3 protein-coding genes and 1 pseudogene are annotated in these 7,803 nt (G+C 48.4%); all 4 read right to left on the bottom strand.

The features are described 5' to 3' along the window. Positions 1-140 precede the first annotated feature (140 nt). A complete protein-coding gene (gene cruG / locus QUB12_RS35925; protein WP_333310893.1) occupies positions 141-1,343 on the bottom strand; it encodes a 2'-O-glycosyltransferase CruG in 1,203 nt (400 codons plus the stop codon). A 232-nt stretch (positions 1,344-1,575) separates the two neighbouring features. Continuing rightward, positions 1,576-2,517, bottom strand: coding sequence for a gamma-carotene 1'-hydroxylase CruF (gene cruF / locus QUB12_RS35920; protein ID WP_333147833.1), 942 nt, complete (start codon positions 2,515-2,517; stop codon positions 1,576-1,578). A gap of 349 nt (positions 2,518-2,866) precedes the next feature. Further along, a complete protein-coding gene (locus tag QUB12_RS35915; RefSeq protein WP_333147829.1) occupies positions 2,867-5,482 on the bottom strand; it encodes a CHAT domain-containing protein in 2,616 nt (871 codons plus the stop codon). A 119-nt stretch (positions 5,483-5,601) separates the two neighbouring features. Further along, positions 5,602-7,740, bottom strand: a pseudogene (locus tag QUB12_RS35910) (beta strand repeat-containing protein); the annotation flags it as partial. Positions 7,741-7,803 lie beyond the last annotated feature (63 nt).

The following is a 7,803-nucleotide window of genomic DNA, read 5'->3' as shown; positions in this document are numbered from 1 at the left end:
GATTGGAGTGAGTGCCAATGCGATTACATCCGCTAATTTCCGGTTGATTTAGGAAATCAAGAAAAGTACGATCGCCCATTCGATTCAAAAGGACGATCGCACTTCTACCAATTTTAAAAGGTCTAGCAAAAATTTAACGATTATTCATACTTTCGGCCGCGCCACTGAGTAGGCTGATTGAAAGCAGAAATTAGAATTCGCAAAAACGCCAACGGATCGGCTAAAGGTGACAGCCAAAACAGCCATTTACCCGATGCCTGACTTGTATCGTAGGAAGGTGCGATCGCCAAACACAAAGCCGATCGCACTGCAACCAAAAATACATTCAATCCCAACAGCCAAAAGTGCGGAAATACACCAACCGGCGGCAGCGAACCAAACAGCAAATAGCACAACACAATCGGCACCGGCAAACCTTGAACCGCCAGCAACAGCCACAAATCGCCCCAAATTTGAGCGCCAGAAGCAGCATCTTTCAAATCGAGCGATCGACCCCATTCATTCCAAGTCTCGATCGCCCCCTCATACATCCGCACCTTCAACACCTTAGCCCCATCCAAAAAGCCCACCTTAAAGCCCTTAGCAGCCGCATAGCGAGCCAGAGTCACATCATCGCAAAACGAACCCCTCGCGACCTCATAGCCCCCCAAAGCCACCAAAACCTCGCGCTTACACAAGAAACACTGACCGTTCGCCATCACCCGTTCCGGCACATCCCCGCCAGTCCCCGTGGGCCCGAACCGATAAACCAAAGTCATTAACAAAGCAGGTTGCAGCCACAACTCCCCCGGATACTTGAGGATAAACTGCGGCGACAGCGAAATCAAATCGTAATTTCCAGCCGCCGCCGTCTTCAGCAAACTCGCAATCAAACCCGGATGCGGCACAGTATCCGCATCTATCCCCAAAATCCACTCGCACTTCTCGGAACTTGCCAAAAAACCCGCATTCAGCGCCCAGGGACGCCCTACCCAACCCGCCGGCAGCGGATCGTCGTTAATCAAGCGAAACCGGGGGTCTTTTTGTGCTGCTGCTTTGACTAAATCTCCGGTTCCGTCTACCGAATAGCTGTCAACCACAATTACTTCTCGGAGTTCGTAACTTTGGCTGGTTAATCCTTCCAAACAAGGCGAAATGCGATCGGCTTCGTTCAAAGTCGGTACCACCGCAGTACAACTACCCAACAAATCCAGCGTCGGCGAATCCGGTTCCAGGGGCGGGATGCGCGATGGGCCTTTAATCAAACGCGACATCAGAAGGGCTGCAGCGGGCAATTGCAGCAGCAAGAGTGCGACAGCGATGATACTTGTCAGCGGTTGGGAGAACAGGTGAGGGGCGATCATGGGATTTTAGATTTTAGATTTTAGATTTTAGATTTTCAATTGAAGAATTGGGAATTACGGTTGGTGTCAATTTAAAAATTTAATAAAATTTTGACCTCAAACATATTACAGGAATTGGGAATGAAAAAATCGCCATTGAAAAACCCGGTTTCTACAAGAAACCGGGTTTTTAAACTAGCTCAAAATTTAGTGTAAATTTTTGCTAAATCAGCCGGGGTTGCTCACTAGCAACTCACTTACGCAAAACCCCCACGGGCTCAGGTGGAATTTGGGCCGTGAGAACAGATGTCTCCAAAGACGGCATTGTTTCTGTTACGTCACCTGTTGCGGGTTTAGCGATCCAGCTTAACGCGATCGCCGGAACTACACCCAGAAGCACCGCTAGCGATGTTGGGAACCAGAACCGAGAATCCAAGGAAACTACAGTGATAATTGCTCCGAAAGCAAAGTTTACCAAATAAACAATTAAGGGCAAACCCAATTCCGATCGCTCTAATTTAATCGGTGTTTTTCTCCACAAGAAAGCTGCTACAGACATAAATAGCGCCCCTGTACCCATCCAGCCAGCCAAATTGCGGTAAGGCATCCCAAAGAAAGCCCCAAGTTCCTCAAACTCCCAAAAAGGCACAGCAGTTTGACTCATCGCCGGATCTAGTACAAAATCCCAAGCTGTTAGCAGCAAAGCACCCAGGGCGATCGCCCCTATTTGGCGCACCCAATTGAGTTCACCTTTACCGCCAGCTACTCCAGCGCGAGCAATTATGTATGAAACCAGTCCCAGATAAAACCACGAGAGGGGAATTGTAAACGGAACCAGCCCTGCAATTTTGTAGCCCAAACCGCTCAAATAATGGTAGTGCCCGAAGGGAAAACCCGTACTCGTTCCCAACAACTCGCTACTCAAGGACAAAAACACAGAAGGCACTAAAAAAGCCAGAGTTGCACCCCAACCCAATGTCCGCAGGGAATAGAGAGCAACTGCTGCTGCACCAAAGATGATATAAACTACTCCACCCCCAGCCATCCCCCACTGGAATAGCGTTTGCCCTGCTGGTGGCAAACTCATCACCAATTCGGGACGGGGTAAAATCAGCAGCAACCCTGCCAATCCAAAAGCCATTGAGAAGACGTGGGCAATTAGGCAAAAGCGCTCAGCAATCAAAAGTTGCTTCATGGGACTCCTCGAAAAAATATTAGATGCAGAAAGCACTCTTAACAGTTTACAAACTTTAACAAAAAACCAACTGCATTTGAGTCAGTTGTCAATTGTCTGTTGTCTGTTGTCAGTTGACAGTTGTCAGTTGCCCTGCGCGGGCCCATGCCCTGCGCGGGCCCATGCCCTGCGCGGGCCGATTCCCAATTTCCGATAATTACCTCTGTTTTGTCACTTCGGGCGAGAGTATAGCGGTATGGTGCGTCGCTCATTGATAGTCGTAAATAATCAGAATTCTGGCGGCGACGCACCCTACTTTAATTAGAATAGGAGTAGGATAATCATCTCTACCGAAAGTGACTCAAGAGGGTTACTGCCAATTGCCCACAAGCACGAAAGGTGCCCAGAAATACGGATTCTGATACTGTGGGTTTTGCAACAGCGTTAATTGAGCGTTGCGGAGGGCTTCAGCTTTGCTGGTTTTAGAAGAAGCCAGTTGCTTGTAAAACTCAGCCATAAAGATAGCTGTAGATTCGTCGTTGACTTGCCAAAGGGTGGCGGCGGTGCTGCGGGCACCCGATCGAATTGCAGCCCCGGCCAAACCCAAAGCCGCGCGGTTATCGCCCGAAGCAGTTTCGCAAGCACTCAAAACCAAAAGTTCGATCGGCTGTTGTTTCTCCCCAGTGCGGGCTCGCAGTAGTCGATCGAACTCCTTAACATTCACTTTCTGATCCCAAGTCACAATAAAAGTATCCGCTGCATTCGAGCTAAACTGACCGTGAGTTGCCAAATGGACGATCGGGTAAGACAAAGCTTTAATTCGATCGTGCAACCGCCCGCTGACAAAATCTTCATTCAGCAGCGAACTCGCCGGCATCTCGGCTGCAATTTGCTGAACTTCCTCCTTCACCCCCGGCAAAGCCGAGAAGCCTTGACGCGCTTCCGAGAGGCCAGCGGTGATCACTTTTAACTTGACTTTGTTCAGCGGTTTCGGTGCCAGCAATTGCAATCCCGGCGCCAAAGCAATACTGTATTTTTCTACCAAAAACTTTTCACCGTCGTGCAGCACCGCCATCGGCAGATTCCGCAAGTAACCGTCGAGCACAAATACCAGGGTTTTAATCCCGGCGGCGGTCAAATCCGCCTCTGCGGGGCGGATTAACCAGTCATAAACCTGTTCAACGGGTAGCCTCCTGTTGCGGGGGAAAGCAGCAGGCCTGATGGTATTTTTGGCTTGTCTGAAGGCAGTTTCCAACTCAGCTTGAGACTTCTTCGTAGCGTAGCGGCGCAGAGGTTTGCCGGGAATTGACAAAATTACCTCCAAACGATCGCTCAAAATAATCGGATAAATCACCGCCGCAGTCGGATCAATTTCCTCGATCGACTTTGGTTTAGCATCAGCACAAGCATCCCGGAAAAAGTTGTCCAATTCTGCCAACTGCAAAGATTCCACCGTTTGGCGCGCTAGTTTCAATTTAGTTTGACTGGGAGATTCCTCTTGCAAAAGCAGCCCGACTAATTCCCGATAAACCGGTTCGGCACTTTCCCGAAACGAAAATTGCACTTCGGGATTGACTGTTACCAAATCGCCCCGCAAAGAAGACAGTACATTCACAGCTTGAGTATATTGAGCGATCGCCCCTTCTGTATTTCCCTGAGCTTTCCGAATCCGTCCCAGTTGCCAAAACAATTGATAAGCAATATCGGGAGATTGAAACGCCGGTGCTAAACTCAAAGCCTCAGTTGTGAGATTTTCCGCTTTCTGATACTGCTGTTGGATTTCTGATAGTTTGCCTTTGGCTGCCAGAATATAAGCTTGTATGCGTTTATCGCCCAAACTGTTTGCTCGTTCGACAGAGCGATCGAGCATGGTGTCAATATCGCTTAAACTCAAAGTTTTCGCAGGCGACTGAGCTAATTTCATCAAGCTTTGAGCTAGATTAATTTGAGCGTAAAGTCCGGCGCGGTTCGACCCAAATTGAGCGGTTTGAGGTTCGAGAGAACGCCACAAAGCCTCTGCTTCCGACCAATCTTTGCGATCGAGTAACAAACTCAATTGGTTTAACTTTGCCTGAATTTGTAGGGGCGATCGATCCGGCATCGCCTGGATCGATCGACCATAATACTCTAGGGCCAAGCGTTCCCAATCACCCCGCTGTTCTGGTGTCAAACCCGGTTTATTGCTTTTAGCCCGTACCGTATTTCCCAGATTGAGATAAATTGCCGCCTCCTCTGATCGGCTACCTAATTTTTGGGCTGCTTCGAGTCCCGCCGAAAGCACATCCTGCGATCGTTCCAGTTGTCCCAAAACCCGCAGTACCCGCCCTAAAGCATGAGTTGCCCGGACTTGTTCGATAGAAACAGACCCATTTTTCAAAGTTTCCAAACCCGCTGTCGAAACTTCGCAAGTTGGGTTTTCCAACTTGAAAGAAGCTAATAGCATTTTGCAAGCTCTGGGGTAAAGTCCCAGAATTTCCCAAGCCCGACTTTGATTAATTTGAGCTTGAAAAAGTTGGTTTTTTCTATCAATTTGCTCGAAAATTTTAGCAGCTTGCGTCCAAATATCGATCGCCTCTTGAGTCTGTCCGCGTTCAAGTTGCAACTGTCCTTGAATGTTGAGAGTTTCAGCCAAAATCCGCTGCTGTTCGGGAGTTTTGGCTTGTGTTCGCACTGCCGACAAACTCGAATTTACAGCTTTTTCTGCTTCTTCCCAAAGCCCCAACTGCCCGTAGGTTGCAGCTAAATTACTCAAAGCTGTGGCGCGATCGAGATTTTCGCCTTTTGCCTCAAAGGCCGCCGCCGCTTGCTGCAACAAAGGTACAGCTTCCGAAAAACGTTCCTCTTGGTACAGAGTTCGAGCTTGTCGAACAAGCTGCACCGTTTGTGGTGGATTAACCTGAGCAATTCCAGGAGGAATCGCAACTGCTAGCAGACAGGAAATCACAAATAACAGAATTACTTGCCGGAGCGATCGGGTAAACTTCATAGTTAGAAAATAAAATTACAACCGCAGACACACCTACTAATTAACCCAAATACATCTTATTCTTTATCTGCATTAATCCGCGTTAATCCGCCTACATCTGCGGTAAAAAAAACCTAATTTCAACGCGGCACACAACCCGAACTCGGTTGAGGATGGCGAGAGTCAGCAGCATGACCCGGATTATATCCAACAAGCATAACTTCTCCTTGAGCATTCACCACCCAACCTTGCGCCGGAACAACTTCCCGATCGGGGATTTCCCCTTCTTCCTTCTTCGCTCGATCGGTTACATCGGTTAAATCCTCTACATTCGTTGCCGAACTTCCTGCCTCTTCTACCCAAGGAAAGGGCGCTGGAGCGGTGCTGAGGGCATCATTAGGACTGGGTGGTACTCCTCCTTTCCCAGTAGCAGTAAATGCGCTCCCTGTCTCTTGCGTGCAGGGATTTGCCGCAATTAAAGCAGCCGGATCGACCACATTTTGCGGCAGTTCCACTAAACCTTGAGCGGGATTCACCCCAGAAGAACTAAATGTAACACTACCTTGCAAAGCCGGGCCGCTACTTTGGGAAATAGCCGCAATATCGCTGGTAGGAACTAGAGAAGTCGGACTTACTTGCAACGCTGCAAATTGAGCATCTGTTAATCCCAAATTACCTCGAACCTGTTCGCGAGTCACTGAGGTAAACCCGAAAACATTAGGGACATTAATATTAACGCGACCACCTTGAGCCGATCGCGCATTAGCAGTAATATCGCTATTTTCGTTGGGTAAAGCCACCAGAATATCGCTTTTAATGTTGATATTACCGCCGCCAGAACTACCTGCATCAGTTGTAATTCTGCTGGCTCGGCGTAACTGGACATCCCGTGCTTCAAGGTTAATATTTGCTCCGGCACCGGATTCAGTTCTACCGTCAATGCTGCTTAGGTTGTTAAGGGAAATTGAATCTGCTTTCACGTTAATGTTACCCGCCCCTCCTGAACCCAAGGCTCGCAGATTGAGTGTTCCCCCATTACGAAGAATCAATTGCCCCACATTCAGATTCAACGAACCTGCATTCGCCGTAGCATTGGGATTGATTACACCAGATGCAATCCCAACGGAAATCTGAATTTGACTGTTAAATTCACCTGAACCCGCATTACCTATAACTTCTACACGACCCCCATTAATCGTAATGCTGCCCGCATCTCCTGCACCTAAAGATGCCGTAGAAATAATTCCCCCATCCCGTAGAGTCATTACAGGTGTAGAAATGTTCATGCTCCCTCCGGGACTGGCAGAGTAGGCATCAGCGGAGATGAAACTAGCAGTCCGACTCCCATTTGCCAACACTCCAGAAATACCCTCGACTGTTACTGACTCAGAGCTTCTAATTGTTAAATTACCTCCTTGCCCCGCAGTTGTATTCAACGGTTGGTTGCCAACAACAGATCCGCTAGATAAACTAATTCCGCCTCCTTCAGAGATAATCAACCGCTTCGTGTCGATATTAATGTCCCCGGCTCTCCCCTTAGTGCTGATGGCGGTTGCGCCGATAAAGGTTGGGGTAGGATTGCCGTCGGGAGTTCGCAAAATTTCTACTGATTCGGAAGCTTGAATATTGATATTCCCCGCTGCTTCTTCACTGCGAGTAATGCTGACGATACCAGCGCCATCGCGCACTCTTAAACGTTCTCCCTCAAAGGTGAAACTTCCTCCCTTACCCGTACTCCCCGCAATTGTGCCACTGTTGATCCCAGAACCGGCCATATCAAAAACCCTGGCACGGAAGGTCATATTTCCGGCGTTGCCAGCACCTAACGTGGCGCTACCCAATACGCTTCCATTGTCTATCAGCAGTCGTCCTGTATCGATCGTGATGTTTCCGGCGTTTCCTGTGCCGTTGGTGCTAGTTACCAAAATAATTTGCGGGTCAAAAGGATTTATCGAGCCAGATATTGTAAACTTACTAATAAAGTTTTGAAAGCTCTCAACTCCAATTCCACTCAGTTCTACTGAGTCGGTAGCGCGGATATTGACAGCGCCCGCTACACCATTTTCTAATGCCAGCGTGGAGATTTGCGCTCCACCTTCGGCCCGAAAATTTTGAGCGTTAATGTCGATACCCCTACCATCGATATTTCCCAAAGTCAGTGCATAAATCTGCCCATTATTGAGGTTGACATTTCCACCTCGAATATCAACTTTGCCCCCACCGAGTCCACTGGTGTTGAGCACTGAGCCGTTGGTTATTTCAATATTAAGCTGTTGCACATTTAAACTGTGATACAATCATTACCCTTATTTTTGATTTTGCGACCCCATTTAATTATTAAT

This window comes from Microcoleus sp. B7-D4 (assembly GCF_036705125.1).
Taxonomy (GTDB): Bacteria; Cyanobacteriota; Cyanobacteriia; order Cyanobacteriales; family Microcoleaceae; genus Microcoleus.
This window is presented reverse-complemented; position numbering and strand designations above follow the sequence as displayed.

Excerpts from the sequence above, each read along its gene's own strand:
- cruG (WP_333310893.1), bottom strand. The coding sequence starts at position 1,343 with ATGATCGCCCCTCACCTGTTCTCCCAACCGCTGACAAGTATCATCGCT.
- cruF (WP_333147833.1), bottom strand. The coding sequence starts at position 2,517 with ATGAAGCAACTTTTGATTGCTGAGCGCTTTTGCCTAATTGCCCACGTC.
- QUB12_RS35915 (WP_333147829.1), bottom strand. The coding sequence starts at position 5,482 with ATGAAGTTTACCCGATCGCTCCGGCAAGTAATTCTGTTATTTGTGATT.